The sequence below is a fragment of the Rhizobium sp. Pop5 genome, from assembly GCF_024721175.1.
Taxonomy (GTDB): Bacteria; Pseudomonadota; Alphaproteobacteria; order Rhizobiales; family Rhizobiaceae; genus Rhizobium.
In genome coordinates, this window is record NZ_CP099399.1 from 2,704,725 (window position 1) to 2,729,064 (window position 24,340).

Here is a 24,340-nt window from a genome sequence, read left to right on the forward strand (position 1 = left end):
GGTGGCTTTTCCTCCCAGTTCCACCGCATTAGCTGTTCCCCTCTGGAGGTTTTTGACCTTCACACTTATAAGGGCCCTGGTTTTCCAGCGGCCCTCTTTTTTTGCCTTGCCTCCTCGATAAATGCCGCACCGCAAAAAAATTGTGCGGCGCATAGCAGGCATGCACAAAAAAGCATTGAAACCTGCCTAAGGAAGCACCATATCCAATTCAGCTGATGCATTTCGTGGTTTCTCTCCCAGTACCACCGCATTAGCTGTTCCCCTCTGGAGGTTTTTGACCTTCACAATTCAAAGGGCCCTGGTTTTCCGGTGGCCCTCTTTTTTGCCCAAAATTTGCGCACTCCCTAAAGACCATCACCTCACGTCACCGTGATTTGCATATCGGCGCTTGCCGATCGATATATCGATCAAAGACGATTTATAGTTCGGTAGACGACGATGGACAAAGACGAGATCATCAAGGCAATCGCCCATCCCACCCGGATGGACATTCTGAACTGGCTGAAAAATCCAGGGGAACATTTTCCGACGCAGGAGCATCCCTTTGAAATGGGTGTCTGCGCCAGCCAATTCGAACGCTGCGGCCTCTCGCAATCCACGGTCTCGGCCCATCTCGGAACGCTGCATCGCGCCGGCCTCGTCACCACCAGGCGCGTCGGTCAGTGGATCTTCTACAAACGCAATGAAGAAATGATCGCCGCTTTCCTCAAGCAGCTAGCCCAGGATCTCTAGAATGCCCCTCGCCCTTCTCGTCCTTGCCTTGAGCTCTTTTGCGATAGGCACAACGGAATTCGTCATCATGGGTCTGCTGCCGGAAGTCGCTGCCGACCTCTCCGTCACCATCCCCGAGGCCGGATGGCTGGTGACAGGTTATGCGCTGGCGGTCGCGATCGGCGCGCCCGTCATGGCCATTTCCACGGCGAAGCTGGAGCGCCGCACAGCACTGATTGCCTTGATGGCCTTCTTCATCGCCGGCAATCTGCTTTGTGCCCTGGCGAGCGACTATTGGGTGCTGATGATCGCCCGCATCGTGACCGCGCTCTGCCACGGCGCCTTCTTCGGCATCGGTTCGGTCGTCGCCGCAGGTCTCGTCTCGGAAGACCGCAAGGCCCGCGCCGTGGCGCTGATGTTCACCGGACTGACGCTCGCCAATGTCCTCGGCGTGCCGCTCGGCACCGCGATCGGCCAGGCCTATGGCTGGCGCGCCACCTTTGGCGTCGTCACCGTCATCGGCATATTCACCATTCTTGGCCTGATCGCCATTCTGCCGAAGGACAAGAAACAGGAAAACGGCAGCATCCTGCGCGAAATCGCAGCACTCAGAAATGGCGGCCTGTGGCTGGCGCTCTCCACCACCGTCTTCTTCGCCGCCTCGATGTTCGCCCTCTTCACCTATATCGCGCCGCTGCTGCGCGATGTCACCGGCGTCTCGCCGGAAGGCGTCACCTGGACCCTGTTCCTGATCGGCCTCGGCCTGACCGTCGGCAATCTCATCGGCGGCAAGCTCGCCGATTGGCGCCTCGGCACGACGCTTGCCAGCGTCTTCGCCGCCATCGCCGTCACCTCGCTCGCCTTCAGCTATACGAGCCGCTTCTTCATTCCGGCTGAAATCACCCTCTTCCTCTGGGCGACGGCAAGCTTTGCCGCGGTGCCGGCGCTTCAAGTCGGCGTCGTCGGTTTCGGCAAGGATGCACCGAACCTCGTCTCGACGATCAATATCGGCGCCTTCAACACCGGCAATGCGCTCGGCGCCTGGGCAGGCGGCCTGGTCATCGATGCCGGCTTCGACCTCACCCGCGTTCCGCTCGCCGCAGCCCTGATGGCCCTGATCGGCCTGGGTGCCACGGCGCTTACCTATCTCTCCGCCAGGGGCCGGGCCGCCCTTGCTCCTGCCGAGTGATCCTCCCGCAAAAGAAAGGACTATCATGGCCAAGCTTTTCGAACCCGCCAAGGTTGGCGACATCACGGTCAAGAACCGCATCGTCATGGCGCCGCTCACCCGCAACCGCTCGCCGGGCGCAATTCCGAACGACCTCAACGTCGAATATTACCGCCAGCGCGCCACGTCGGGCCTGATCATCACCGAAGCGACCGCGATCACCCATCAGGGTCAGGGTTATGCCAATGTGCCCGGCCTTTATACCAAAGAGGCTCTCGACGGCTGGAAGCGCGTGACCGAGGCAGTCCACGCTGGCGGCGGCAAGATCGTCGTCCAGATGTGGCATGTCGGCCGTATCTCGCACACGACGCTGCAGCCGAACGACGCCAAGCCGGTCTCCTCGACCAACCGCGCCGCCAAGGCCAAGACCTATCTGGTCAGTGCCGACGGCAGCGGCAGCTTTGCCGACACCTCCGAGCCGCGTGCGCTCGAAACCGCTGAAATCCCCGGCATCGTCGAGGATTACCGCAAGGCCGCCCGCGCCGCGATCGATGCCGGTTTCGACGGCGTCGAAATCCATGGCGCCAACGGCTACCTTCTCGACCAGTTCATCCGCGACGGCGTCAACGACCGTGCCGATCAATATGGCGGCTCGATCGAAAACCGTGCTCGCCTGACCTTCGAAGTCGTCGATGCCGTGGTGAAGGAAATCGGCGCCGGCCGCACCGCAATCCGCATCTCGCCGGTGACGCCGTCGGGCGAAAGCTACGATTCCAATCCGCAGGCAACCTTCACCCATGTCGTCGAGGGCCTCGCCAGATACGACCTCGCCTATATCCACGTCATCGAAGGCCAGACCGGCGGCGACCGTGATTATAAGCAGGGAGACAATCCCGCCTTCGATTACACGGCGCTGCGCCAGGCTTATGAAAAGGCGGGCGGCAAAGCCGCCTGGATGGTCAACAACGGTTACAATCGCGAACTGGCGGTCGGTGCCGTCGAAAGCGGCCGCGCCGATCTCGTCGCTTTCGGAAAGCCCTTCATCGCCAATCCCGACCTCGTCGAGCGCCTTGAACACAACCTGCCGCTCAACACGCCGGACCAGTCGACCTTCTACGGCGGCACCGACAAGGGTTATATCGACTATCCCACCCTCGAAAAGGTCGCCTGAGCCTTTCTATCCGCATTAGGAAATTCCACCGAGAGGTCCAGCCACTTACCTAGGTGAGGAATCGTCTGGATGATCCATAGCAATGCCTCCTACAACGCCGGTTGTCGGGGGCATTGCCAACGCCAGCGATTTTCTCGGCTTATAGGCTGCTCGTGTCTTCCCGCACCTTCAGAATACGGTCGATAAGACCCCATTCAAGTGCTTCCTCCGCCGTCATGAAGCGGTCGCGATCCATCCCGCGCTCAAAGTCTTCGTAGGAACGTCCGCAATGCTCCGCGTAGAGCCGCGTCATGCGTTGCTTGGTCTTTAAAATTTCCTCGGCATGAATCAGCATGTCGGAAGCCTGCCCTTGAAAGCCGCCGGAGGGCTGGTGAATGAGGATACTGGTATTGGGCAATGCGGCTCTTTCGCCGGGTTCGCCTGCCATCAGCAGGAACGATCCCATTGAACGGGCCGTCCCCATGCAAAGTGTATGAACCGGAGCACGGATGAAGCGCATGGTGTCGTACATGGCAAAGCCGCTGGTCACGGCGCCGCCCGGCGAATTGATATAGAGGTTGATGGGCTTTTTGGGATTTTCCGCTTCCAGGAACAGCAGTTGCGCGCAGACGAGCGCCGAAACGGTATCGTTCACCTCGCCATTGAGGAAGATGATCCGCTCGCGCAGAAGCCGGGAATAGATATCAAAAGATCGCTCCCCCCGGCTGGACTGTTCTACGACCATAGGGACGAGTTGCATCGCTTCGCGCATCGGCGACCTCCAGACTTTCAGAATTGCCAGACTTTCAGAATTTAAGGGGGATGCTCGCCGTATCAGGCGGCGAGCATGAGGGGCGGGCTGTTGCTGTTCGCCGCTCTTGCCATTCCATCGAATCTTGCGTCCGTCAGTTCGTGGACGATCCGAAGGCAAGTGCCGCCAGTGGCATTCGGGGTGATCGTGAACGTCACGGTACTTTCAAGGAAAGGCGGATTATCGTCCCGCAGCTTGTAGCGAACTTTCTGGCCGGGGGTGACGGTGATCGCATCGGGATCAGCCAATGCTTCTTTCGGCAGCCATCTTTCCCGAAGTTCGGGAATGGTGACAGCACGCCAGACCTTTTGCGGCGGATCGCCCAAGTCAAACTCCAACTCGACGCCGCTATCCTGCTCCTTGGTCTTCCCTTCGTTCATTGATCCATGTCCTTCAGCAAGACTTTGAGTGCTGCGATACGCTCCGGCCAATAGGCGCGGTATTTTGCGAGCCACTGGGCGATGAGAACCAAGCCATCGGGATCGACTTCGTAATTCACGAAACGCCCCTGCCGTTCTTCCCTCACGAGTTTTGCACTGCGCAGAACTGCGAGGTGTTGCGACATCGCCGGCTGGCTAATCTCCATGCCTTCGCGCAAGGCACTCGCGTTCATGCTCCCTGCCGCCAGCTTCTCAAAGATCGCACGGCGGGTCGGGTCTGCCAAAGCTCGGAAGAAGTCATTCTCGATCATGCGAACACATAAGCACTGACTTATGCGATTCGCAAGCTATTTCGAGGCAGCTTTCTGTTGCCGCGGAAATCCTAAGTTCGACGACTGATCTCTCGGCCTCAAAAAATGACAGGAATTCCTTTCGCAAAACCCCTGTGCAAGCGACCCGAGTTTTGCAATCGAGAAGTGGGATTTCTGCATTCAGTATCCCTATATAGGACGCATGTTTGCTTCCTATCTCAATCGCTGGTCGCTCATATCGGACGGCGAGCCCATCATCACCCATTCGAGCCGCCTGCTGCCGGTCCTCTGGCAGGACAGGCCCGCCATGCTGAAAGTCGCGACCGATATCGATGAACGATACGGCGCACTGCTGATGCAGTGGTGGGACGGCGACGGCGCGGCCCATGTTTACGCCCACGAGGGCGACGCTGTACTGCTGGAAAGGGCAACCGGGAAACGCTCGTTGCTTGCCATGGCGATGGACGGCGAAGACGATGAGGCGAGCCGCATTCTCTGTCGCACGGCAGCCCGGCTGCATGCGCCGCGCGAAAAACCGCTGCCCGATCCCGTGCCTCTCAGCCGCTGGTTCCGCGATCTCGAGCCGGCCGCCGACAAATATCGCGGAACGCTTGCCGATTGCTCCGCAATTGCCAACGCCCTCCTTGCCGATCCGCGCGAGCTCGCCGTCCTCCACGGCGATATCCACCACGAGAATGTCCTCGATTTCGAGGCACGCGGCTGGCTGGCGATCGATCCGAAACGGCTCCACGGCGAGCGCGGCTTCGATTTCGCCAATATCTTCGCCAACGAAGAACTGCCGACCATCACCGATCCCGCCCGTTTTCGCCGCCAGCTCGCCATCGTCTCAGCGGAAGCCCGGCTGGAGCCGAAACGCCTGCTGCAATGGATCGCAGCCTATTCCGGCCTTTCCGCCGCCTGGTTCCTCAGCGACCCCAACTTTGAGCAGGCCGAAACGGCCTTGACGGTCGCGCGGATCGCGCTGTCCGAGCTTGACATCTAACCGGCATCCTGCAGCGAATGTTCGACGAAGGCCGATGCCGCGCCATGATGCGGCTCCGGCAGGCAGCCGAGCGCCACGAGTGAAGCTCTCACTGCCTCATCGATCGGCGTCCGCGGCTCACTGCCCAGTTCAGCCACAAGCTTGGCGTTGCTCATCCTGAGCGGCACCTTCCAGAGATAGCGCATCTCCTTGATCTCCTGCATGATGGGCATAAAGGGCGCGGCGAGCGGCATGATCCACCAGGGAAAACGCCCGATCTTCGCCTTGCCGCCGGAAACGCGCTTGATCGCTTCCGCCATCTGCATGCCGTCCGCGTCCCAGAAGCCATTCATATGATAGACGGCAAAGGGCGGCAGCCGATCGGCCCGATCGACGAGCTGGACGACGGTTTCCGCCATGTCGGGCAGATAGGCCCACTGATGGCCGACGCCGCGCCGCCCCGGATTCCGGATCGTGCCGACCGGCTTGCCCGGTGTCACAAAGCCGGATGAGAACCAGCTGTTGGCCGTTGCGCCTGGACCAAAGAAATCGCCGGCGCGAACGATGATGGCACCGACGCCCGATCGCGATGCTCCCTCCAACCGCTTCTCCATCTCGACGCGGATCGCACCCTTCTTCGTCACCGGATGCTGCGGGCTTTCCTCCGTCGGCGCCGGCAGGGCGTCAGAACCGAAATTGTAGACGTTACCCGGCAGCACGATACGCGCGCCGACGGCGCGGGCGGCGGCGATGGTGTTGTCGAGCATCGGCAGCACCAGCCTCTCCCAGTCGCGGTAGCCGGGCGGGTTGACGGCATGGACGATCAGACCGGCGCCTTCAGCGGCCCGCAGCACGTCGCCGGCATTCATCGCGTCGCCCTGCACCCATTCGAATGCCGGCTCGTTCTTGGATGCCTTGGCGGCGTCGCGGTTGAGCGCCCGGATGCGCCAGCCGCGCGCCAAAAGCTTGCGCGCGATTGCGCCGCCGATACCGCCGGTGGCGCCGAGGATGAGCGCCGTGCTCTTCATATCTTCACTCATGACAATCATCTCCTTGGATTGGATGAGCTCATTATGCCTTCGACTTGAGATAAACAAAATTGACGAAATAAGTGCACCTGCTATACATAAATATATGGATATCGAACCAAGTTGGGATTTTTACCGCAGTTTCCTGACCGTGCTCCAGCAGGGGTCCCTTTCGGCCGCCGCCCGCGAACTCGGGCTGACCCAGCCGACGATAGGCCGCCATGTCGATGCGCTGGAGCAGGCGATCAGCGCGGAGCTCTTCACCCGATCGCCGAACGGCCTGCTGCCGACCGACGCCGCACTGGCGCTGAAGCCCTATGCCGAAACGCTGGCGGCCACCACCGCCGCCCTTTTGCGCACCGCATCCAGCCAGCCCGAGCGTGTGGCGGGCACCGTCCGGGTTAGTGCCAGCGAAGTCATCGCCGTCGAAGTGCTGCCGGACATTCTCGGACCTCTGCAGGAGAACCATCCCGAACTCGAAATCGAGCTCTCGGCTTCCGATACGATCGAAGACCTCGTGAATCGGGAGGCCGATATCGCGGTACGCATGGCCGAGCCGCAGCAGGATGCGCTCATCGTGCGCCGCATCGGCGATATCCCGCTCGGTTTCCACGCCCACCGCCGCTATCTCGAACGGCACGGGATTCCGCAAACCATGGCAGACCTCGCCAGCCATCGGCTCATCGGCTTCGACCGGCAGACGGCCTATGTCCGCATGATGATGAAACGCCATCCGGCGCCTGAAGGCATCAAATTCTCCTACAGGACGGACAGCAATCTTGCTCAGCTTTCCGCAATTCGCGCCGGCGTCGGCATCGGCATCTGCCAGACCGGACTTGCACGAGAGGATCCTGATCTCATGCACGTCCTGCCCGATGCTTTCGAGATCCCGCTCGGCACATGGGTGGCCATGCATGAGAGCTTGAAAACGTCGCCGCGCTGCCGCGCCACCTTCGATGCGCTGGTCAAAGGCCTCCAGGACTATCATCGTTATTCGACTGGCGACTGACCCTGAAATCGGAATCGATCTTCACCGAGAATCATGCGCAAGTCGCGAAGCGATGGGATGGAGATGATCATGCACAAGCCGGTTGAACTTGTGAGCTACGACCCGCAGTGGCCGCAGGCCTTCCTGCGCATTCACGACAAGCTGCTGACCTGGGTACCCCAAGCGCTCTCTATCGATCACATCGGCAGCACCTCGATACCGGGAATGACCGCCAAGCCGCTGATCGATATCGACATCGTTGTTCCCGGCCTCGAGCATATCGAGGATGCGACGCGGGTACTGCTCTCGCAAGATTACGAGCCACGCGGCAACCGCTACGACGGCGAGGTTTGGGCATTCTTGTCGAGAGGTTCCGAGCCAGCGGAACGGGTCTATCTTTGTCCGGCCGGCAACCGCACGCATCGAAACAGACTGGCTTTCCGGGATTATCTGATCGCACATCCGCAGGCGGCGACCGATTATGCCGCGCTCAAACATAGGCTGGCTGCGGAATTTAGAATGGACGGCGATCGCTATACAGCAGAGAAACGCGAATTCGTCGATACGATCGTCATGCAGGCATTGACGGGGAGCCGCTAGCGTCCGGCGCTCTGCGATGCTCCGGACGCGCGCTCATGCCAGAGACCATCCACCACTTCGGTTTCCGGACGGTCACCGCCCTCGGCATATTCCTCATGCCACTTGCCGTTCTCGTCCTGCCAGCTGATCTCGGCGGAATCGCCGCCGACCTGCTGTTCGGCCGCGACAATACGGGCGGCCTCAAGCGCGTCGGCATGGCTGGGGAATGCTTCGGAATAGACGCCTCCCAGTCGGTAGGCCCAGCCGCCGTCGTGCGGCACGACTTCATAGACCACCTTGATCATGCATGTCTCCTCATCTTCTTCTGGCGCAATCGCACGCTTCCGGACAGAGTCCGGATCATCGCGGCTGCTTGACGAGAATTCGAGGACGCCGCGATCTGCATTCCGGCCCCGATGACGTCGAGTATTTCATTAAACGGCCAAGACTGCAAATGGCAGAGTACCGGAGCGCGCTTCCCATCCGAAATCAGTGACTTAGATACAAGGCATGAATCGGAACGAGAGCCGGGCCTTGAAGATCGCGTCACGCTTTAAAGAGGAAAAGTTTCTGGTCATCGCATTCGCCGTGGCGGTGATCGCCTATTTTACGGAACACGCGGTCATCGAAATGGGACGCGGCGTCGCCCTGATTGCCGCCGCTGCCCTCATCGGCACTATCGTGCTCGTCTCGATCCGTGTCGCCCATCACGCCGAACTCCTTGCCGTCAAGGTCGGCGATCCCTACGGCACGATGATCCTGACGCTTTCGGCCGTCGCCGTCGAAGTCATCATCCTCGCCATGATGATGACTGGCGAGGGTTCTGCCTCGCTGGTGCGCGACACAATCTATTCGGCGCTGATGCTCGATATCAACGGCATTCTCGGACTCGCCGCCCTGCTTGGCGGCCTCAAGCATGGCGAGCAGCCCTATAACGACAATTCCGGCAAGACCTACGGCGTGATGATCCTCACCGCCATGGGCATTTCGATGATCGTTCCGGAATTCGTGCCGCGCGATAAATGGCACTATTATTCCGCCTTCACCATCATTGCGATGATCGCGCTCTACGGCCTCTTCCTGCGCATGCAGGTCGGCCAGCACAGCTATTTCTTCAGCTACAGCTATCCGCGCCCTGAGCGGAAGACGGAAAGCCAAGACGACCACGGCTCCGACGAGTCGACGGCAGTCTCGATCGTCACCATTCTCGTCGGCGTCGTCGTCATCGGCGGGCTTGCGGAGTTCATGTCGGCCTTCATGACCGAAGGCCTGCGCGGCAGCGGCGCGCCGGTCGCGGTGACAGCCGCCGTCGTCGCGGCGATTTCGGCAGCCCCGGAGATCCTCACAGCATTGCGGGCAGCACTCAGGAATCGCATGCAGGCGACGGTCAACATCGCCATGGGCGCCTCGCTATCGACGGTGATCCTGACGGTGCCGGTCATGGAGGGAATCGCGCTCTATACCGGCCAGCCCTTCATCATGGCGATGACGCCTGTGCAGACGGTGATGGTCGCGATCACGCTGATTGCGGCAGCGATCAACCTCAACGACGGCGAAACCAACGCCATCGAGGGCATGACGCATTTCATCCTCTTCGCCACCTTCATCATGCTGACGGCGCTGGGGCTGTGAGGTCTCTCCTCCTCCCGGGCGGGGAGAAGGAGAGCAGGCAGTCTTAAGCGCGCTGCTGGACGAAGAGCATGCGCTCACGAGCCGCGAACCACTCTTCCGCATAGTCGTCGTTCTTGTACTCCTCGAAATACGGCCCGCCATCGGTGAAATGGACGTTCTTGGCGTCTTCCCGATAGTCGTATTCGTTGACGAGGTAGTTCCAGGTCACCGGCAATTCGCCGATGAGGTCGTCGTTATCGAGCCACTTGAACTGATGCAACTGCAGGCCCGTCGCCGTGTTGACGAAGTCGGGCGTCAAGGCCCGGCATTTGTCATTGTTGAAGAGGATGAAGCTCGACCAGTTCTTCTTTTCGTACTTGGTCTGCGTCTGGCCGAGGAACTTCGTCTCGATCTTCGGCTGGTAGTCGTGCTTGACGCACATGGCGGCGTAACGATCGTCGCGCAAGGCCCACAGCTCGGCGATATCGACGCGCATCAGCATGTCGCAATCCATGAAGATGCTCCAGCCCTGATAGCCGCTGAGATAGGGCGTCAGGAAACGCGAAAAGGAGAATTCCGTCGATTGCAGTGCGTTGCGCTCGCGGGTGAAGACCCCGCCGAGATTGGAAAGCACGATCGGCGAGAACTCCACCGGGATCGACGACTTCTCGATGATGCTCTGTGCGAGGACGTGATAGGCGACGACTTCCTTGGAATCGAATCCCACGAAAATCCGGACGGTCTGCTGTTCCATTTTCTACCTCGATGGCCCACGGTCGTGAGCGTTATAAAGAGTTGAACCGGTATTCGAAGCAGCCCGAGCCTGCCGGCAAGGGCCTGCGACAGTCATTCCTTCGACTTTTCGAGAAAGCGCTGCTTACGGGTTTTCGGCTTGAAGCGCCGGAAGAAATTCTCAATGGCGCGGATGGTTTTGGTGACGGACATGAGCCTGTCGATCTGGCCATTCGCATTGTCGAGCCGCTCCGATAAGACTTCGGCCGCCGTCATCGCGATCTCGATCGGCGGCACCTGGGGAAAGCGTTTGGCGAGCGCCGAATAGGGGCTGGCATCGACGCCGCCCATCATCGAGATCGACCCCATTCTGGCAAAGAGGCGCAGGAAGATCTGCTCGAACGTCCAGTCGTGCACGTCGAAGACTTTCCACTTCTCGCTCCTCTTCGCCGAAAAACCGGCAAGCACGATCTTGCCCGGCAGTTGCAGGTCGGCGAGCCACAGCGCCAATGCGAAGCCGCTCGTCGCGATCCTGCCTACCGGATAGAGATCGCCGAGTATTTGCGTCAGATCAAGGTGGCGAGCTTTCGCGCCTTCGAAGCGGCTCTCCTCGCTGAAATTTTCCTCCGTGGCGACGCGAACATTGACGATTCCGAGGAAATCGTCGCCCGTGAAGAAGCGCAGGACATCCGCCACTTCGCGCCTGTGCACGATATTGGCGCCCATCACACCGCTGCGGGCCACCAGCACGGCATTGCCGACGAAAGGCTCGTCGAGAACCTTGTAGACCTTGTTGAAAAAGACGTAGAGCGCCGTTCCGGGCAATTCGCTGCGCAGCCGCTCGAAATCGACCGCCTCGCTGTTTGCCACCAGCACGATATGGGAATAGCGCGACAGCAGCGCCTTCCATGCCTCTGGCGTCAGGAAGTTGAAGCCGCCGTCCGGGGCGTTGATCTGCGTATTGCTGGGGGTTGCTTCCATATCGGCTCACATGCACTTTCCAAGGACGATGGGCTCTGCACGCCGCATTAGCTGTTGCCGAAATAGGCGCGCGTCTGGGCGAACCGCGTCCGGCCGCTGATCCGCTTTCCAAGATAGTTGAAGAACCCCCCGATACGGCGCGTCACCGACGGCTGCGTGCAGAAGGAGGCCCACGGCGTATCGCGGAGATCCTCGACGTAGCGCTTGGCCATCCGGCGATGCACCCAGGGAACGGTCGCCTGCCATGGTTTCCGTCTTCCGGTAAAATGGAAGATTGCCGGCCGGGCGACGAAAGGCACAAGCCCCGTCTGCGTGTTGAAGCGCAGATTGAGCACCAGCCAGTCGCCGTCAAAGGTGACGTTCAGCACATCCTGGTCGTTGTACTGGAAAAGATGCGACCGCTCTTCGAAGGTTGCCCGCGTCGTGGCGAAAAGCCCCCTCGCCCGGCAGACCGACCAATCGAACAGCAGCACGCCGGCATTGAAGTAGCGGCCGCCTTCGCGCATGCCGATCTTACGCTGCCGCGCGCCTGATTTCTCGGGAAAGGCCATGATGTAATCATCGACCGCGGCGAGCGCCTTTCCTTGCATATCCATTGTAAAGAGCTCGTCGAGGGGCGCCACCGCCAGCACGTCGGCATCGAGATAAAGCAGGCGCTCGACATGAGCAGGCACGTGCAGATCCATATAGAGCCGCGCCAGCGTCGCCATGGACCAGCGTCCCCGGGTCTGCCGCGCTGCATCCGGCGTCTCGTAGGGCAGCACCTTGATCGTCATGCCGTGCACCCGCGCAAAGCTTTCGACCTCTGCGATCTCCTTCGGCTGGAGGTCGATGCCGAGAAGCAGGAACTCCACGGGAGAGCCTGCGAGATTGCGCTTGACGGAAAGCAGGGTGCAGCAGGCGGCCGGCAACATGTTGACATCCGAACATACGATAACGGCGCTCTGCTGCAAAATCACGGCTCCCGAAGTGGCGACTTAAACTTGATGCCGGATATCTAGTTGGTTTGGCGTCGGCCCGCAACCGCAGATAACCCGCCGAACCGTCGCACCTCGTCACGTTTTGAATCGGATTTCAATGACTTGCGAGGCGAAGCGGAATCCAATGCGCAGCCTGTTGAATCCGAATGTGAGATCAGAGCCGCAACGCAAGCAGATGATCTGCGAGCAGCCGGTTGACTATCACAAGCTGCAAGCGTTCCCTCCGCGCTTCTGATGCGGCGCGAGATCGAATACCGGCCGGCCGTTGCGTGTCACCACCACGGTCTCGCACACCTCGACACATGCAGCCACATCGTCAACGCCGCCCAAACAAAAGGCCCGCCGTCGCCGGCGGGCCTTTGATCGATGCTGCAGCAATCCGCTTACTTGCAGGCGCCGCAGAAGCGCTGGATGCGGCGGCAGGCTTCTTCGAGAAGCTCTTCCGATGTCGCATAGGAGATGCGGAAGTTCGGACCGAGGCCGAAGGCCGAGCCGTGAACGACGGCAACGCCTTCCGATTCCAGAAGCTCCGAAACGAAATCCTCGTCCGTTTCGATGACCTTACCCGACGGCGCCGTCTTGCCGATCAGGCCGGCGCAGGACGGATAGACGTAGAAGGCGCCTTCCGGCACCGGGCAGACGATGCCCTTGGCCTGGTTCAGCATGGAAACGACGAGATCGCGGCGGCCTTCGAAGATCTTCTTGTTCGCCGGGATGAAGTCCTGCGTGCCGTTCAAAGCTTCGACGGCAGCCCACTGGGCGATCGACGTCGCACCCGAGGTCTGCTGCCCCTGGATCATGTCCATCGCCTTGATGAGCTGAAGCGGGCCGGCCGCATAGCCGATACGCCAGCCGGTCATCGCATAGGCCTTGGAGACGCCGTTCATCGTCAGCGTGCGGTCGTAGAGTTTCGGCTCGACTTCGACGGGCGTGGCGAACTTGAAGTCGCCATAGGTCAGGTGCTCGTACATGTCGTCCGTCAGCACCCAGACATGCGGATGCTTCATCAAAACGTCGGTCAGCGCCTTCAGCTCGGCATGCGTATAGGCAGCACCCGTCGGGTTGGACGGCGAGTTGAAGACGAACCACTTGGTCTTCGCAGTGATCGCCTTTTCGAGATCGGCGGGCTGGAGCTTGAAGTTATGCTCCTGGGTGGCCGAAACGAAAACCGGCGTGCCACCGCAGAGCGCCACCATCTCGGGATAAGACACCCAGTAAGGTGCGGGGATGACGACTTCGTCGCCGGGGTTCAGCGTCGCCATGAAGGCGTTGAACAGGATCTGCTTGCCGCCGGTGCCGACGATCGTCTGTTCCCAGGAATAGTCGAGACCGTTCTCGCGCTTGAACTTCGCGGCGATCGCCTTGCGCAGCTCGGGGATACCGGAGACCGGCGTGTACTTCGTCTCACCGCGATTGATCGCGTCGATGGCCGCCTTCTTGATATTGTCCGGCGTGTCGAAATCCGGCTCACCTGCGCCGAGGCCGATCACGTCGCGTCCTTTGGCTTTCAGCTCGCGCGCTTTCTGGGAAACGGCGATGGTGGCTGAAGGCTTCACACGGGAAAGAGCATCGGCAAGGAAGGCCATGATATCGGTCCTATTGGTTGAAACGGGCAGAAAGCCGGGACCGGAGTTCTGCGGTTAGCTCTATGTCCAATGTATGACAGCATTTCAAGCGCAAAGGCGTGATGGGGGCAATGATTCTTATTGATCGTTTCGCAGCACCGGCCACCCGACCGGCCGACCGCTCTGGACAAACGGCTGCAGGCGGCAAAATCGCCCTCCGAAAATTTTGAATCAATTTCTGAAGTCGTCCGGATTTATCCCTTGAAATCAGAAGCATCGTCGGATTCGGCGATCGCCATGAATAAGCCGCAACAAATGCCGCGCGCCGCCGCAATTCCGTCGCGAGCCCGCCGAGATCGAAGCCGCATCATTCTCTCATCCAAAATTGGTTATTGAGGGTAGGCCAATGTTCCTGGAAGATGAGTTTGCCGTCCGGCGCATGCGCATGCGCCGGGTCTCCATTTCATGTCTTGTCGCCATCACCGCCTTTGTCGCCTGCATCACCGCGATGGCGGGACTTGCCTCCGCCGCCCGCGCCGAGACGCGGCAGGCATCCAGCCAGTTCGTCGCCTTTGTCCGGCCGAACGACGTCAACAGCGGCTCGCTGCTCTTCCCGTCGAAGGAGCCGGGCTTCTTTGTCGAAGCGCCGCGGCTGAAGACCGATGTCGCAATCGACGTCTCCGGCCCGATCGCCAGGGTGAAGGTGACGCAGCGCTTCCGCAACCCGAGCCAAGGCTGGGTCGAGGGCACTTACGTCTTCCCGCTGCCGGATAATTCCGCCGTCGACGCGCTGAAGATGCAGATCGGCGAACGCTTCATCGAAGGCCAGATCAAGCCGCGCCAGGAGGCTCGCGCGATCTACGAGCAGGCCAAGGCCGAAGGCAAGAAGACCGCACTTCTCGAACAGCAGCGGCCGAACATCTTCACCAACCAGGTCGCCAATATCGGCCCCGGCGAAGAGATCGTCGTGCAGATCGAATACCAGCAGACGGTCCACCAATCCGGCGGCGAATTCTCGCTCCGCTTCCCGATGGTCGTAGCGCCGCGCTACAATCCGGCGCCGATCGTCCAGACCGTCGAGTTCAACAATGGCGCCGGCTTCGCAGCGCCATCCGACCCGGTGGAAAACCGCGACAAGATCGAAGCCCCCGTGCTCGATCCGCGCGAAAACGCCAGGATCAATCCGGTCGCGCTGACCGTCAATCTCAAGGCCGGCTTCCCGCTCGGCGACGTCAAATCCTCCTTCCACGAAGTCGATATCCGGCAGGATGGCGACCAGACGAGGACGATCAGTCTGAAGGGCGACGCCGTTCCCGCCGACAAGGACTTCGAACTCACCTGGAAGGCCGCGCCGGGCAAGACGCCGAGCGCCGGCCTGTTCCGCGAAGTGACGGATGGCAAGACCTATCTGCTCGCCTTCGTCACCCCGCCCACCGCGCCGGATGCGGCAGCCCCGCCAAAACGCGAGGTGGTCTTCGTCATCGACAATTCCGGCTCCATGTCCGGCCAGTCGATCGAGCAGGCAAGACAGAGCCTGGCGCTTGCCATCTCCAGGCTGAACCCGGACGACCGCTTCAACGTCATCCGTTTCGACAACACGATGACCGATTACTTCAAGGGCCTCGTCGCAGCGACACCCGACAACCGCGAAAAGGCCATCGCCTATGTCAACGGCCTGACCGCCGACGGCGGCACCGAAATGCTGCCGGCCCTCGAGGATGCGCTGCGCAATCAGGGACCTGTCGCGGCGGGAGCGCTGCGCCAGGTCGTGTTTCTCACGGATGGCGCGATTGGCAACGAACAGCAGCTTTTCCAGGAAATCGCGGCAAACCGCGGCGATGCCCGCGTCTTCACCGTCGGCATCGGCTCGGCGCCCAACACCTATTTCATGACCAAGGCGGCCGAGATCGGCCGCGGCACGTTCACTGAGATCGGCTCGACCGACCAGGTGGCAAGCCGCATGGGCGAACTCTTCGCCAAGCTGCAGAATCCCGCTATGACCGATATCGCTGCAAGCTTCGAAGGCATCACGGCCGAGGACATCACGCCGAATCCGATGCCTGACCTTTATAGTGGCGAACCCGTCGTGCTGACCGCGGAACTGCCGCAGGTAAAGCCGGCCGGCAAACTGCAGATCGTCGGCAAGACGGGCGATCAGCCCTGGCGCGTCGAGATGGACATCGCCAATGCCGCCGACGGAACCGGCATCTCCAAGCTCTGGGCGCGGCGCAAGATCGACGATTTCGAAGCCCGCGCCTATGAGCGTCAGGAGCCGGCAGCGCTCGACAAGGACATCGAGACGGTGGCCCTTGCCTACCATCTCGTCTCCCGCGTCACCAGCCTGGTCGCCGTCGACGTCACCCCCTCGCGGCCGGCGAATGAGCCGCTCGGCTCAGCGAAGCTGCCGCTCAACCTGCCCGAGGGCTGGGATTTCGGAAAGGTCTTCGGCGAAAATGCCGTGCCGCCTGACGGCACGGAACGTCACGGCGCAGCCACACCTGATGGAAGTGCCGAACCGGAACAGGCCGCAGCGGCAACGCCCGAGATCGCTAGCATGATGGCCGCGGCGCCGACGGCGAAAGCCGCCACCCTGATCGCGCGGAAGACCTCGACCGTGAACCTGCCGCAGACGGCAACCCGCGCCGACGAACAGATCATGCGCGGGCTCACCATGCTGCTCTTGGCACTGACGGCGGCAAGCGGGCTCGCCGTCTGGCGCCGCCGCCTCAAGGGCCTGATCACACCCGGAGCCAAACGCAATGGTCTCTAGGCTCCCCCAAAGCCAGGCTGAGGAAGCGGTCGAATTCGAGCCGCTTCCAACCTATCTGGAACTCGCCATGGCCGCTGCCACGGCCCACGACAGGCCGAAAACGCGGAGAAGGAAAGGCTTCTTCCTTTGGCGTCTTTCGCCGATCGAAAGGATGATCGCCTTCGCAATTGCCGGTCTCGCCCTTTACGGCCTGGCACTGATCGGCGACGGTTTCCTGCTGAAGGCGAAGGCGGAGCTCTCGCAGGTCTTGCTGAAACGCGCCTTTGCCGCCGAGCTGCGCGGCGAAGAGAGCAAGCCTTGGCCCTGGGCCGATTTCACCACGGAAGCCAAGGTGCGCGCGCCGCGCCTCGGCAAGGAGGCGATCGTACTCGCCGGCGCCTCCGGCGAAGCGCTCGCCTTCGGTCCGGCCTGGCTTTCCAACACACCGCAGCCCGGCGACGAAGGCACCTCCGTCATCGCCGCCCATCGCGACACGCATTTTCGCTGGCTGCAATATATAAGGCCGGGCGATGCGATCGAGGTCACCCGCCGCGACGGCAAGGTCTTGACCTTCAAAGCAGGTGAAGGCCGCATCGCCCGATGGGATGCAAGCGGCATCGATCCCGCCTCCGACGGCCGCCATCTGGTGCTCGCCACCTGCTGGCCCTTCAATGCCTCCGAGCGTGGACCGTTGCGCTATATCGTCGAAGCGGAGCTGGTCGACAGCCAGGCGACCGGCTCCATTCAACCGGCGAACACAAAGCCGTTATTGCAGGCCGAGTGAGGGTTGAAGCCGTCCCCTGCCCGCTCCACGTTCCGCATGGAGAGACGACGGAAAAGCCAATGAACAGAATATCCGCCTTCCATTTCGCCGCAGCGCTGGTCCTGGCGAGCGCCGTTTCGGCCGACGCGGCCGATACCGTCAACACGCAAGGCCCGACCCTCCACGTCGAAAAACTCGCCGACGGACTCGAGCATCCCTGGGCGGTCGAGGTGTTGCCCGATGGCGGCTATCTCGTCACCGAGCGGCCGGGCCGCATGCGCATCGTCCGTGACGGCAAAGTCTCCGTACCGATCGGCGGCGTGCCCAAGGTCAGCGACCGTGGCCAGGGCGGCTTGATGGACGTGGCGCTCGCACCGGACTTCAAGACATCCCGCAAACTCTATTTCACCGCCGCCATCGCCAACCGCAAAGGCTCCGGCACCGAAGCCTTCAGCGCCACGCTTTCCGCCGATGAAAAGAGGCTCGAGGCCGTGACGCCCGTCTTCACCATGCGGCTCTTCACCTCGGGCAGTATCCAATATGGCTCGCGCATCGCGATTGCTCCCGACGGCTCTTTGTTCATCAGCGTCGGTGACCGCGGCGACCGCGACCGCTCGCAGGATTGGAAGGACGACGCCGGCTCGATCGTTCACATCAATGCCGACGGCAGCATCCCGGCCGATAATCCGTTCAAGGACGGCGGTAGGGCGCTGCCGGAAATCTGGTCGAAAGGCCATCGCAACCCGCAAGGCATCACCTTCGATGCCAAGGACGGCAAACTCTACACCGTCGAACACGGCGCGCGCGGCGGCGACGAGATCAACCAGCCCGAGCCGGGCAAGAACTACGGCTGGCCGATCATCACCTACGGCCGCGACTATTCCGGCGCCAAGATTGGCGAAGGCACCGCCAAGGAAGGGCTGGAGCAGCCGCTGCATTATTGGGATCCATCAATGGCGCCCGGCGCGCTCGTCGTCTATCGCGGCGCCATGTTCCCGGAATGGGACGGCAATTTTCTCGTCGCGGCGCTGAAATTCCAGCTGCTCTCGCGCATGCAGCGTGACGAGAGCGGTGCCTTCGTCGCCGAGGAGCGCCTGTTCGAAGGCGAATACGGCCGTATCCGCGATGTCATCGTCGCGCCCGACGGCGCGCTGCTGATGGTGACCGACGAGGACGACGGCGCGCTGCTGAGGATCTCCAGAGCCGAAGCCAACAACGGCTGAGAGGTCAGAGCGAGCCGCGCAATTCCTTGCGGATGACGAATTTCAATCCGGACCAGACATCGTCGACAGCGCAGACCTTGACGTCGACCAGACCGGTCGGAAGCAGGATCTCCCGCAGCACGCCCTCTGTCACGTCGGTCGGCCTGTGCGAACTCTTCTTCGGCCAGGAGATCCAGATCATGCCGTCCGGTTTCAGGATATGTAAAAGCACGGGCGCAACAGCCTCCAGCAGCGCTCGTTCAGCGGTGAACAGGTGCACATAGTCGAATATGCGTTCAGGCGACGCGGGAAGCGCGCGCACCAGCGAAGCAAAACCGTCGAAACCGTTGATCTCGCCGATCGTTTCGGGAACATCGAGAAGAGCAGCCACCTGCCCCGGCGCAAGGCCGAGCTTCCTGGCAAGCGGAGTCCCGGAATATCCTGCCTCCATGCGGCTCGCGGCCGACCGCTCGTTGCCTTGCATGCCTTACCTCCAACGATTGGCGTGAAGTCTTCGCCCTTGCCTATAAGAAACGCAACTGCTAACCGCCGGGCATACCTCCCTTCCCAATCGAGGACGACATGACGCGCGTTCAGGCGAATCTCCTTCTGTTGCTTGCAGCCGCCATCTGGGGCGGCGGCTTCGTCGCGCAATCGACGGCAATGAAGGCAATCGGCCCCTTCTGGTTCATCGCCTTGCGTTTTGCCGTCGCCACAGTGGCTGTGGTGCCCTTCGTTGTCTTCGAAGCCCGCAAGGCAAGGGCAAAGACAAGCGCGCGCCATGCAAAACTCTACATCCTGACCGGCCTTGCCCTTTTCGGCGGCGCAGCCACGCAGCAGATCGGTCTGCAGACGACGACGGTGACGAATTCCAGCTTCATCACCGGCCTCTATGTCGTGTTCGTGCCGCTGATCGCCGTGTTCTTCCTGCGCCGTGCCCCACATTGGATCATCTGGCCGGGCGCAATGATGGCTGTCGCCGGCATCTATCTTCTGTCCGGCGGTCATCTCTCGGCATTGACGGTGGGCGATCTTCTGACTGTCGTCTGCGCCGTCTTCTGGGCGATCCAGATCACGCTTGCCGGCACCACCGTTTCCGAAACCGGAAGGCCGCTCGCCCTCTCGGCCACGCAATTTGCCGTCACCGCGGTCTGCGCGCTCACCATTGCCGCAGCTGTCGAACCGGTCAGCCTTTCGGCGATATGGGCGGCGGCACCTCAGATCCTCTATGTCGGCATCTTCTCCTCGGGCCTCGCCTTCGTGCTGCAGGTGATCGGCCAGCGTTACACCTCGCCTTCGCAGGCGGCGATCTTTCTCTCGTCCGAAGCTCTCTTCGGCGCGTCGCTCGCAGCCCTCCTGCTCGGCGAGACGATGCCGGCGACTGGTTATACAGGTTGCGCGCTAATGTTTATCGCTATGCTTGTAGTCGAGCTCGTTCCCGGATTTGCCCGCCGGCGCCTGCCAGCCAGCTGAACACGCGTCCAAATATGGGTGAATGCCGGATTCGAAAAAATTTTCAAATGGAGTGCAAAAGCGCGTTTACGTTGCATTTTTGGCAAATTCTGCCCGGAACTTACATTGCAGACGATATAAAACGTTAATCATTCCCCATTCGCGGCGGAAATTTTGCTTTTTTGCGCAATTTGGATATCGGCGGGGGTGTGCCCGCAAGGATACGTTAAAAAACTTTTGCTTGCCAAAATCCTTTAAACGCAGCACTCTCGGCTCGTTCGGGCATTTTGCGAGCATGGGAAGTCCTTCAGTATTTGCGCGCCGGGAACGCTAATATCCCGGTCAGCCGGTTCCGATAAGGCAGGCGAAAGTTCTGCCTGGAACAGGCCGAGGTAGAGGGGACCTTTTTCTCACATTTCAAGAATTGCCTGCCAACACCTCCCGCAAGGAGGCAATGCTATGATGCTGCCCGTGTGGATGGCGGGCAGAGAGAAAAGGACCTGAGGCATGGCCGAGACTGGCACTGTAAAATTCTTCAATACCGACAAAGGCTTCGGCTTCATCAAGCCGGACCGGGGCGGCGCCGATATCTTCGTTCACATTTCTGCCGTTCAGGCCTCTGGCCTGGCCGGTCTGACGGAAAATCAGAAGGTAAGCTTCGACACGGAGCCGGATCGCCGCGGCAAGGGCCCCAAGGCAGTCAATCTGCAGATTGCCGGCTGAGCCCTTAACAAGGCTGTCGAATTCGAGTTGAAGCCCGGCAGCAATGCCGGGTTTTGTCGTTCAGCCTTCGTTCAGCTATAATTCTTTAGGACTATCACCATCGAGAAGGAACCGGCGTTCGGTTCCCGGGGATTAGGACCTACACTTATGAACAGGCTCGCCAAAACTCTTCTTCTGACAGCAACGGCTGCCGCGCTCACTCTCTCCGTCATCGGCGAAGCATCGGCCGGTGACCACCACTGGCGCCATCATAACAACGACGCCCTCGTCGGCGGCGCTGTCGGCCTCGCCACCGGCCTGATCGTCGGCTCGGCCATCGCCAACGCCAACAACGGTCCTGTTTACGATGAGCCCCGCTACATCGACCCGCCCTACCAGTCGGGATATTATGAGCCCGCTCCGGTCTACCGCGCCCCGCGCCGCGTCTATGTCGAGCAACCGCAATATGTCGAGCAGCCGCAGTATGTCGAGCAGCCGCGATACTATGCTCCGGTTCGCACGGCGGTAGAGCCCTGGTCGCCGCAATGGGAGCGTTACTGCTCCTACCGCTACCGCTCCTTCGATCCGCGCAGCGGCACCTATATTGGCGGTGACGGCCGCAGCCACTTCTGCACCGCCGGCTGATCGCTCAACGATCCCTAGAGCGGCTCACCTTTTCATGGAAGCGCAGAACCGCTCTAAATTTTTGTTTTTACGCAAAGCGCCGCCTTCCCGCGGCGCTTTTATTTTGGCCTCCTTAACCGGCCTTCTTCTCCCAAGGCATCGGCCCCACTTCCGTATCCCGATCGAAATCGGTTGAGACGCTGACAGCGCGCCATTCCTGGTCCGACCTGATGCGCACCGCATCGGCTTTTTCAACATTGCGCACCGCGTCGCTGCCGAGCAGCAGTCGCAACGGCGGTTCTTCGAGACCGGCAATATGGATGACGGCCGCGGCCGCTTTGGCGGGATCGCCGGGCTGTCGGCCGTCATACTCACGCTGGAAACGCACCGTCGCCCCGACCGTATCCGCATACTCCGCCCGTCCCTCGGCCAGCACCGTCGAGGCGCCGGCGAAATCCGTCCGGAAGCCGCCGGGCTCGATCACCGTTACCTTGATGCCGAAAGGTGCGACTTCTTTCGACAGCACCTCGGAAAAACCTTCGACGCCGAATTTCGCCGCCGAATAGGCGCCGCGTCCAGCAGGCCCGATGCGCCCGCCGACGGACGAGAACTGAATGATACGGCCCGTGCCCTGCCCGCGCATCAGCGCAATGACCGCCTTGGTCATGATGATGGTCCCGAACAGGTTGGTCTCGATCTGGGCGCGGAAATCGGCAAGGCTGGTGTCCTCGATCGAGCCGACATTGCCAAAACCGGCATTGTTGACGAGCACGTCTAGGCGCCCGAATCTCGCCACGCAGGCCTCGACCGCCGCGGCTGCCGCCGCCTCGTCGGTCACGTCGAGCGGCAGCGTCAATACCTGACCGCCATAACGCTCGGAAAGATCGGCAAGCTGGTCGGGATTGCGCGCCGTCGCCACCAGATTGTCTCCGGCGGCCAGAACCGCCTCGGCCAGCGCCCGGCCGAGACCGCGCGAACTCCCCGTAATCAACCACACTTTCGACATCGGAAACCTCTCCTTGATTGGCTCCCGGCCCATGTATGTTCTATTGTTTCCGATCGAAAGAAGGTACCGGCAAGATCTATACGCACCTCGAGGTAACTGAAGTGACCAGCGACATATTCGATTTCTGCTGCAACATGACGGACGAACAGGATTTGCGGGCGCGCACCTTGATCGAGCGGGCCGCGGCGAAGTGGCCGCTGCGCATCCTGCACACGCTCTCCGATGCCGGCGCACCCTTGCGCTTCTCACGCCTGCTGGAAAGGGTCGAGGGCATCAGCCAGAAGGTACTGACGCAGACACTGCGCACCCTCGAAAACGATGGCCTTGTCATCCGCACGCTCTATCCCGAGATTCCGCCGCGGGTCGAATATGAATTGACGCCGCTCGGCCGCGATCTCCTCATGCAGGTCGTAACGCTCTGGCGCTGGATCGTCGAACGTCTGGACGATTTCGATGCACGCAAAGCCGTGAAGCTGACGGCAGCGAGTTAAGCCGGAATGCGGATCGTCGCCCTCAGCCCGCCGAGCGGGCTGTCGCCGAGCATGACGTTGCCGCCGTGGCTGCGGGCAATGTCGCGGGCGATCGCAAGGCCAAGCCCGGTGCCCGACGCATCGAGATTGCGCGCCGAATCCAGCCTGAAGAACGGTTTGAAGACGTCCTCACGGTTCTTTTCCGGAATGCCCGGCCCGTCGTCGTCAAAGACCACGGTCAGCCATTTGGCATTGTGCTTGGCCTCGATGTCGAGCCTGTGCGCATAACGTTGCGCATTCGAGGCCAGGTTGGTGACGAGGCGCATGAAGGCGTTCGGCCGGACGGATATGTCGTCGTCGCCTTCGATCGAATAGTTGAACGTCTTGCCGCGCAGGGCGAAATCGGATTCCAGCTTCTGGAAGATCTCGCTCAGTTTCAGCTCGCCGACATCCTCTTCGACCTCGCCGCGTGCGAAGGCCATGTAGGCCTCCAGCATCGTCTGCATGTCGTTGACGTCATCATTCAAACCGTGCAGGTCGGGATTGTCGCCGGCGAGCGCCAATTGCAGCTTGAAGCGGGTGAGGATGGTGCGCAGATCGTGGCTGACGCCCGAAAGCATTGCCGTGCGCTGCTCGATCTGCCGCTCGATTCGCTCGCGCATCTGGATGAAGGCAAGGCCGGCGCGCCGAACCTCGTCGGCGCCGCGCGGATAGAAATTGTCGGCCTTCTGCCCCTTGCCGAAGCTTTCGGCCGCCCGCGCCAGCGTCAGGATCGGCCGGATCTGCCCGCGCAGGAAGAGGATGGATATGCCGATCAGCACCAGCGAGGTGCCGACCATCCAGACGATGAAAATATGGGTGTTCGAAGCATAGGTCTGGCTGCGCTTGGCCAGCACCCTGAGGATCTTGTTCTCGAGCTTGATGCGGATCTCGACGAGGTTCGAATTACCCACAGTGTCGATCCAGAACGGCCGATGGATCTCGTTGGTGATCTCATCGCTGAGGATGCCGTCGAGGATCGAGAAGAACGGCTTCATGCGCGGCGGCGGCAGGTCGCCGTCCGGCTCGATCGAGATCTGCAGGTTGAGCTGATCGCGCGCGATGCGAGTGATATCGCCATAGTCCGAATTCTGCGGATAGGTCTCGACGATCTCGATGATCGCGGCGATGTCGCGGGTAACGGCAAGCGACAGCCGCTCCGTTACCATCTGCCAGTGGCGCTCCATGAAGACGGCGGCGACGACCGATTGCAACAGCACCATCGGAATGATGATGATCAGCAGCGACCGAGCATAGAGCCCGGTCGGCAACCGGCGGCGCAGCCAGCGGACGATCCAGCGCCAGCCCTGCGCGGGAGTGCGGTCTTCCCGCCGCAAGCTGTCCATTGTCACCATC

The 24,340-nt window shown here is 61.1% G+C and carries 27 protein-coding genes and 1 pseudogene; 15 read left to right on the forward strand and 13 right to left on the reverse strand.

The window, feature by feature from the left end; translation table 11 throughout:
• Positions 1-438: 438 nt before the first annotated feature.
• The 3 genes from NE852_RS15705 to NE852_RS15715 are packed head-to-tail and all read left to right on the forward strand — an operon-like array spanning position 439 to position 3,050.
• On the forward strand, positions 439-732 hold the full coding sequence (locus NE852_RS15705) for a helix-turn-helix transcriptional regulator (RefSeq protein ID WP_008530879.1): 294 nt from the start codon (positions 439-441) through the stop codon (positions 730-732).
• A gap of 1 nt (position 733) precedes the next feature.
• The gene (locus NE852_RS15710) at positions 734-1,900 is read left to right on the forward strand and encodes an MFS transporter (RefSeq protein ID WP_258155810.1); all 1,167 of its coding nucleotides are present in this window, start codon (positions 734-736) and stop codon (positions 1,898-1,900) included.
• A 25-nt stretch (positions 1,901-1,925) separates the two neighbouring features.
• A complete protein-coding gene (locus tag NE852_RS15715) occupies positions 1,926-3,050 on the forward strand; it encodes an alkene reductase (protein ID WP_008530877.1) in 1,125 nt (374 codons plus the stop codon).
• Positions 3,051-3,189: 139 nt separating this feature from the next.
• On the opposite strand, the gene NE852_RS15720 is transcribed toward NE852_RS15715, so the two are convergent.
• The 3 genes from NE852_RS15720 to NE852_RS15730 all read right to left on the reverse strand — a co-directional run bounded on the left by NE852_RS15720 (position 3,190) and on the right by NE852_RS15730 (position 4,531).
• A complete protein-coding gene (locus tag NE852_RS15720; RefSeq protein WP_008530876.1) occupies positions 3,190-3,801 on the reverse strand; it encodes an ATP-dependent Clp protease proteolytic subunit in 612 nt (203 codons plus the stop codon).
• 62 nt (positions 3,802-3,863) lie between these two features.
• Positions 3,864-4,220 carry an SRPBCC domain-containing protein gene (locus NE852_RS15725; RefSeq protein ID WP_008530875.1) on the reverse strand — a complete coding sequence of 119 codons (357 nt, stop codon included), beginning with the start codon at positions 4,218-4,220 and terminating at the stop codon, positions 3,864-3,866.
• Positions 4,217-4,531, reverse strand: a complete 315-nt coding sequence (locus tag NE852_RS15730) for a helix-turn-helix transcriptional regulator (RefSeq protein WP_008530872.1) — start codon at positions 4,529-4,531, stop codon at positions 4,217-4,219. The genes NE852_RS15725 and NE852_RS15730 overlap by 4 nt, the downstream gene beginning before the upstream one ends.
• 202 nt (positions 4,532-4,733) lie before the next feature.
• Here NE852_RS15730 and NE852_RS15735 point away from each other — a divergent pair, with 202 nt between their 5' ends.
• Complete coding sequence (locus NE852_RS15735) at positions 4,734-5,534, forward strand: aminoglycoside phosphotransferase family protein (protein WP_258155811.1); 801 nt, start codon at positions 4,734-4,736, stop codon at positions 5,532-5,534.
• Here NE852_RS15735 and NE852_RS15740 read toward each other — a convergent pair.
• Complete coding sequence (locus NE852_RS15740; RefSeq protein WP_258155812.1) at positions 5,531-6,553, reverse strand: NAD(P)H-binding protein; 1,023 nt, start codon at positions 6,551-6,553, stop codon at positions 5,531-5,533. The two genes, NE852_RS15735 and NE852_RS15740, sit on opposite strands and share 4 nt — an antisense overlap.
• A 94-nt stretch (positions 6,554-6,647) precedes the next feature.
• Here NE852_RS15740 and NE852_RS15745 point away from each other — a divergent pair, with 94 nt between their 5' ends.
• Both NE852_RS15745 and NE852_RS15750 read left to right on the forward strand, forming a co-directional pair.
• Positions 6,648-7,550 (forward strand): LysR family transcriptional regulator, encoded by a 903-nt coding sequence (locus NE852_RS15745; RefSeq protein ID WP_008530867.1) that lies wholly within the window; start codon positions 6,648-6,650, stop codon positions 7,548-7,550.
• Between the two features lie 63 nt (positions 7,551-7,613).
• The gene (locus NE852_RS15750; RefSeq protein WP_037173029.1) at positions 7,614-8,129 is read left to right on the forward strand and encodes a GrpB family protein; all 516 of its coding nucleotides are present in this window, start codon (positions 7,614-7,616) and stop codon (positions 8,127-8,129) included.
• On the opposite strand, the gene NE852_RS15755 is transcribed toward NE852_RS15750, so the two are convergent.
• The gene (locus NE852_RS15755; protein WP_008530865.1) at positions 8,126-8,413 is read right to left on the reverse strand and encodes a DUF2188 domain-containing protein; all 288 of its coding nucleotides are present in this window, start codon (positions 8,411-8,413) and stop codon (positions 8,126-8,128) included. The two genes, NE852_RS15750 and NE852_RS15755, sit on opposite strands and share 4 nt — an antisense overlap.
• Before the next feature lie 229 nt (positions 8,414-8,642).
• Between NE852_RS15755 and NE852_RS15760 the strand changes: the two genes are divergently transcribed.
• A complete protein-coding gene (locus tag NE852_RS15760; protein ID WP_037173021.1) occupies positions 8,643-9,740 on the forward strand; it encodes a calcium:proton antiporter in 1,098 nt (365 codons plus the stop codon).
• Positions 9,741-9,783: 43 nt separating this feature from the next.
• Here NE852_RS15760 and NE852_RS15765 read toward each other — a convergent pair whose 3' ends face one another.
• The 5 genes and pseudogenes from NE852_RS15765 to NE852_RS15780 all read right to left on the reverse strand — a co-directional run bounded on the left by NE852_RS15765 (position 9,784) and on the right by NE852_RS15780 (position 13,998).
• Positions 9,784-10,473 carry a hypothetical protein gene (locus NE852_RS15765; RefSeq protein ID WP_008530861.1) on the reverse strand — a complete coding sequence of 230 codons (690 nt, stop codon included), beginning with the start codon at positions 10,471-10,473 and terminating at the stop codon, positions 9,784-9,786.
• Positions 10,474-10,565: 92 nt separating this feature from the next.
• A complete protein-coding gene (locus NE852_RS15770; RefSeq protein WP_258155813.1) occupies positions 10,566-11,432 on the reverse strand; it encodes a 3-deoxy-manno-octulosonate cytidylyltransferase in 867 nt (288 codons plus the stop codon).
• A gap of 47 nt (positions 11,433-11,479) precedes the next feature.
• Positions 11,480-12,385 (reverse strand): glycosyltransferase family 8 protein, encoded by a 906-nt coding sequence (locus tag NE852_RS15775; RefSeq protein WP_308821667.1) that lies wholly within the window; start codon positions 12,383-12,385, stop codon positions 11,480-11,482.
• 246 nt (positions 12,386-12,631) lie between these two features.
• Positions 12,632-12,742: pseudogene (locus NE852_RS32750) on the reverse strand (prevent-host-death protein); the annotation flags it as partial.
• A 53-nt stretch (positions 12,743-12,795) separates the two neighbouring features.
• Positions 12,796-13,998: a pyridoxal phosphate-dependent aminotransferase gene (locus NE852_RS15780; protein ID WP_008530855.1), complete on the reverse strand. Its 1,203-nt coding sequence runs from the start codon at positions 13,996-13,998 to the stop codon at positions 12,796-12,798.
• A gap of 120 nt (positions 13,999-14,118) precedes the next feature.
• On the opposite strand from NE852_RS15780, the gene NE852_RS15785 reads away from it, so the two are divergent.
• The 4 genes from NE852_RS15785 to NE852_RS15800 are packed head-to-tail and all read left to right on the forward strand — an operon-like array spanning position 14,119 to position 18,712.
• Complete coding sequence (locus tag NE852_RS15785; RefSeq protein WP_008530854.1) at positions 14,119-14,373, forward strand: hypothetical protein; 255 nt, start codon at positions 14,119-14,121, stop codon at positions 14,371-14,373.
• 10 nt (positions 14,374-14,383) lie between these two features.
• Positions 14,384-16,747, forward strand: coding sequence for a marine proteobacterial sortase target protein (locus tag NE852_RS15790; protein WP_258155815.1), 2,364 nt, complete (start codon positions 14,384-14,386; stop codon positions 16,745-16,747).
• On the forward strand, positions 16,737-17,510 hold the full coding sequence (locus NE852_RS15795; RefSeq protein ID WP_008530851.1) for a class GN sortase: 774 nt from the start codon (positions 16,737-16,739) through the stop codon (positions 17,508-17,510). The genes NE852_RS15790 and NE852_RS15795 overlap by 11 nt, the downstream gene beginning before the upstream one ends.
• 59 nt (positions 17,511-17,569) lie before the next feature.
• Entirely contained in the window at positions 17,570-18,712 is a 1,143-nt protein-coding gene (locus NE852_RS15800) for a PQQ-dependent sugar dehydrogenase (RefSeq protein ID WP_008530849.1), read from the forward strand.
• A gap of 4 nt (positions 18,713-18,716) precedes the next feature.
• Here NE852_RS15800 and NE852_RS15805 read toward each other — a convergent pair whose 3' ends face one another.
• Positions 18,717-19,175 (reverse strand): hypothetical protein, encoded by a 459-nt coding sequence (locus NE852_RS15805; RefSeq protein ID WP_008530847.1) that lies wholly within the window; start codon positions 19,173-19,175, stop codon positions 18,717-18,719.
• A 98-nt stretch (positions 19,176-19,273) separates the two neighbouring features.
• Here NE852_RS15805 and NE852_RS15810 point away from each other — a divergent pair, with 98 nt between their 5' ends.
• The 3 genes from NE852_RS15810 to NE852_RS15820 all read left to right on the forward strand — a co-directional run bounded on the left by NE852_RS15810 (position 19,274) and on the right by NE852_RS15820 (position 21,490).
• Positions 19,274-20,164: a DMT family transporter gene (locus tag NE852_RS15810; RefSeq protein ID WP_008530846.1), complete on the forward strand. Its 891-nt coding sequence runs from the start codon at positions 19,274-19,276 to the stop codon at positions 20,162-20,164.
• 486 nt (positions 20,165-20,650) lie between these two features.
• The gene (locus NE852_RS15815) at positions 20,651-20,866 is read left to right on the forward strand and encodes a cold-shock protein (RefSeq protein ID WP_003561293.1); all 216 of its coding nucleotides are present in this window, start codon (positions 20,651-20,653) and stop codon (positions 20,864-20,866) included.
• Positions 20,867-21,013: 147 nt separating this feature from the next.
• Positions 21,014-21,490 carry a BA14K family protein gene (locus tag NE852_RS15820; RefSeq protein WP_008530844.1) on the forward strand — a complete coding sequence of 159 codons (477 nt, stop codon included), beginning with the start codon at positions 21,014-21,016 and terminating at the stop codon, positions 21,488-21,490.
• Positions 21,491-21,602: 112 nt separating this feature from the next.
• Here NE852_RS15820 and NE852_RS15825 read toward each other — a convergent pair whose 3' ends face one another.
• Complete coding sequence (locus NE852_RS15825; protein WP_258155816.1) at positions 21,603-22,475, reverse strand: oxidoreductase; 873 nt, start codon at positions 22,473-22,475, stop codon at positions 21,603-21,605.
• A gap of 35 nt (positions 22,476-22,510) precedes the next feature.
• On the opposite strand from NE852_RS15825, the gene NE852_RS15830 reads away from it, so the two are divergent.
• Positions 22,511-22,966, forward strand: a complete 456-nt coding sequence (locus NE852_RS15830) for a helix-turn-helix domain-containing protein (RefSeq protein ID WP_008530835.1) — start codon at positions 22,511-22,513, stop codon at positions 22,964-22,966.
• On the opposite strand, the gene NE852_RS15835 is transcribed toward NE852_RS15830, so the two are convergent.
• Entirely contained in the window at positions 22,963-24,339 is a 1,377-nt protein-coding gene (locus NE852_RS15835) for an ATP-binding protein (protein WP_008530834.1), read from the reverse strand. The two genes, NE852_RS15830 and NE852_RS15835, sit on opposite strands and share 4 nt — an antisense overlap.
• Between the last annotated feature and the right edge of the window lies 1 nt (position 24,340).

What these genes read in the sequence shown, in the direction of transcription:
- NE852_RS15830 (WP_008530835.1), top strand. Translation starts at nt 22,511, where the DNA reads ATGTTCTATTGTTTCCGATCGAAAGAAGGTACCGGCAAGATCTATACG.
- NE852_RS15740 (WP_258155812.1), bottom strand. Translation starts at nt 6,553, where the DNA reads ATGAGTGAAGATATGAAGAGCACGGCGCTCATCCTCGGCGCCACCGGC.
- NE852_RS15710 (WP_258155810.1), top strand. Translation starts at nt 734, where the DNA reads ATGCCCCTCGCCCTTCTCGTCCTTGCCTTGAGCTCTTTTGCGATAGGC.
- NE852_RS15720 (WP_008530876.1), bottom strand. Translation starts at nt 3,801, where the DNA reads ATGCGCGAAGCGATGCAACTCGTCCCTATGGTCGTAGAACAGTCCAGC.
- NE852_RS15750 (WP_037173029.1), top strand. Translation starts at nt 7,614, where the DNA reads ATGATCATGCACAAGCCGGTTGAACTTGTGAGCTACGACCCGCAGTGG.
- NE852_RS15715 (WP_008530877.1), top strand. Translation starts at nt 1,926, where the DNA reads ATGGCCAAGCTTTTCGAACCCGCCAAGGTTGGCGACATCACGGTCAAG.
- NE852_RS15770 (WP_258155813.1), bottom strand. Translation starts at nt 11,432, where the DNA reads ATGGAAGCAACCCCCAGCAATACGCAGATCAACGCCCCGGACGGCGGC.
- NE852_RS15805 (WP_008530847.1), bottom strand. Translation starts at nt 19,175, where the DNA reads ATGCAAGGCAACGAGCGGTCGGCCGCGAGCCGCATGGAGGCAGGATAT.
- NE852_RS15725 (WP_008530875.1), bottom strand. Translation starts at nt 4,220, where the DNA reads ATGAACGAAGGGAAGACCAAGGAGCAGGATAGCGGCGTCGAGTTGGAG.
- NE852_RS15780 (WP_008530855.1), bottom strand. Translation starts at nt 13,998, where the DNA reads ATGGCCTTCCTTGCCGATGCTCTTTCCCGTGTGAAGCCTTCAGCCACC.
- NE852_RS15790 (WP_258155815.1), top strand. Translation starts at nt 14,384, where the DNA reads ATGTTCCTGGAAGATGAGTTTGCCGTCCGGCGCATGCGCATGCGCCGG.
- NE852_RS15705 (WP_008530879.1), top strand. Translation starts at nt 439, where the DNA reads ATGGACAAAGACGAGATCATCAAGGCAATCGCCCATCCCACCCGGATG.
- NE852_RS15755 (WP_008530865.1), bottom strand. Translation starts at nt 8,413, where the DNA reads ATGATCAAGGTGGTCTATGAAGTCGTGCCGCACGACGGCGGCTGGGCC.
- NE852_RS15800 (WP_008530849.1), top strand. Translation starts at nt 17,570, where the DNA reads ATGAACAGAATATCCGCCTTCCATTTCGCCGCAGCGCTGGTCCTGGCG.
- NE852_RS15820 (WP_008530844.1), top strand. Translation starts at nt 21,014, where the DNA reads ATGAACAGGCTCGCCAAAACTCTTCTTCTGACAGCAACGGCTGCCGCG.
- NE852_RS15735 (WP_258155811.1), top strand. Translation starts at nt 4,734, where the DNA reads ATGTTTGCTTCCTATCTCAATCGCTGGTCGCTCATATCGGACGGCGAG.
- NE852_RS15825 (WP_258155816.1), bottom strand. Translation starts at nt 22,475, where the DNA reads ATGTCGAAAGTGTGGTTGATTACGGGGAGTTCGCGCGGTCTCGGCCGG.
- NE852_RS15765 (WP_008530861.1), bottom strand. Translation starts at nt 10,473, where the DNA reads ATGGAACAGCAGACCGTCCGGATTTTCGTGGGATTCGATTCCAAGGAA.
- NE852_RS15730 (WP_008530872.1), bottom strand. Translation starts at nt 4,531, where the DNA reads ATGATCGAGAATGACTTCTTCCGAGCTTTGGCAGACCCGACCCGCCGT.
- NE852_RS15745 (WP_008530867.1), top strand. Translation starts at nt 6,648, where the DNA reads ATGGATATCGAACCAAGTTGGGATTTTTACCGCAGTTTCCTGACCGTG.
- NE852_RS15815 (WP_003561293.1), top strand. Translation starts at nt 20,651, where the DNA reads ATGGCCGAGACTGGCACTGTAAAATTCTTCAATACCGACAAAGGCTTC.
- NE852_RS15810 (WP_008530846.1), top strand. Translation starts at nt 19,274, where the DNA reads ATGACGCGCGTTCAGGCGAATCTCCTTCTGTTGCTTGCAGCCGCCATC.
- NE852_RS15795 (WP_008530851.1), top strand. Translation starts at nt 16,737, where the DNA reads ATGGTCTCTAGGCTCCCCCAAAGCCAGGCTGAGGAAGCGGTCGAATTC.
- NE852_RS15835 (WP_008530834.1), bottom strand. Translation starts at nt 24,339, where the DNA reads ATGGTGACAATGGACAGCTTGCGGCGGGAAGACCGCACTCCCGCGCAG.